A 1398-nucleotide genomic window follows, 5' to 3' on the forward strand; every position below is an offset into this window, starting at 1 on the left:
TGAGGTTAGTCTTAAAAGTGGACACGTAAAAATGAGATTTAGTTTATAATACAATCATCATATAGAAGGACGTGTTCACTTTGGGTAAACATTTTGATAAAGAGTACAAGGATTACGTTTCGAAATTAATTGTTGAGGAAGGACGAAAAGCATCTGATGTTGCACGTGAATTAGAAATTTCACCTAAGACGATAAGCGGCTGGGTTTCCGCTTATAGGATGAAAAATAATGCTGGGAAGACTAATGAGACTTATATTACACCTACCGAGCTTGAGAAATTAAAAAAACAGCATGAAAAAGAATTGGCAGATGCAAGAGAGGAAATAGAAATTCTAAAAAAGGCCATGCACATCTTCACCAAAAACCAAGCGTAGTTTATACCTTTATTGAAGCCCACTCAAATGAACACGCTATAGTGAAGATGTGCCAAGTATTAAAGGTTTCAACGAGTGGGTACTATAAATGGCTTAAAATGCAGTCAAGTCTCCCATCCGAAAAGGAAAAATATCGGAAAGAAATTCAGCAGAAAATTAGCAAGTCATTTCATGAGAGTTTTGGAACCTACGGCAGCCCCAGAGTACATGCCGATTTGATTGATTGGGGCTATATGATATCGCAAAAAACAGTAGCTCGAATCATGAGGGAAATGGGTTTAAGCGCTACACAAAGAGAAAAGTTTGTGGTTACAACAGACTCAGATCATGATTTAACTATTTATCCCAATATACTCAATCGTCAATTTAATGTAGAAGAACCTAATCAAGCTTGGGTTACAGATATCACATATATTTGGACGATTGAGGGTTGGGTATATTTGGCATCTGTAATGGATTTATTTTCGAGAAAAATAGTTGGTTGGAGTTTAGCAGACCATATGAGGAAAGAGTTAGCTATAGAAGCATTGAATATGGCGATTAGTCAAAGACAGCCTGGCAAGGAATTACTTCACCATTCAGACCGTGGGTCTCAGTATTGTTCTCATGATTATATTGATATTTTGAAAGAGAAAGAAATGAAAATCAGTATGAGTAAAAAAGGCGATCCTTATGATAATGCTTGTATCGAGTCGTTTCATGCCACAATTAAAAAAGATTTGATTTATCGAAGGCGAATTAAAACAAGGGCAGAAGCAATTAAGGCAGTAAATTATTATATTAGCAGCTTTTATAATGAAAAACGAAAACATTCAACATTAGGGAATTCCTCACCTAACCAATTTGAGAGAAAACACCTTGTACATAAATCCGAAATAATCTCATAAAGGGGACATTTGGTAGTAGAAATGGTCAGTCATGATTTCGACTGCCCATTTCTACTACCGTACCAAACGTAGTGCGGTAGGGATTTTGGTTTTAATAATCTCAAATTTTATTGTCCACTTTCTTGACAGAAGTCCAA

General features: G+C 35.9%; 2 protein-coding genes. Both read left to right on the forward strand.

Translation table 11 applies throughout. The features are described 5' to 3' along the window. Nucleotides 1–80 precede the first annotated feature (80 nt). Nucleotides 81–374 (forward strand): transposase, encoded by a 294-nt coding sequence (locus tag SFC47_RS25730; RefSeq protein ID WP_411257380.1) that lies wholly within the window; start codon nucleotides 81–83, stop codon nucleotides 372–374. Then, complete coding sequence (locus SFC47_RS25735) at nucleotides 302–1261, forward strand: IS3 family transposase (RefSeq protein ID WP_411257381.1); 960 nt, start codon at nucleotides 302–304, stop codon at nucleotides 1259–1261. The genes SFC47_RS25730 and SFC47_RS25735 overlap by 73 nt, the downstream gene beginning before the upstream one ends. The last annotated feature ends 137 nt before the right edge of the window (nucleotides 1262–1398 follow it).

It is taken from the genome of Neobacillus niacini (assembly GCF_046591715.1).
Lineage (GTDB): Bacteria > Bacillota > Bacilli > Bacillales > Cytobacillaceae > Neobacillus > Neobacillus niacini_L.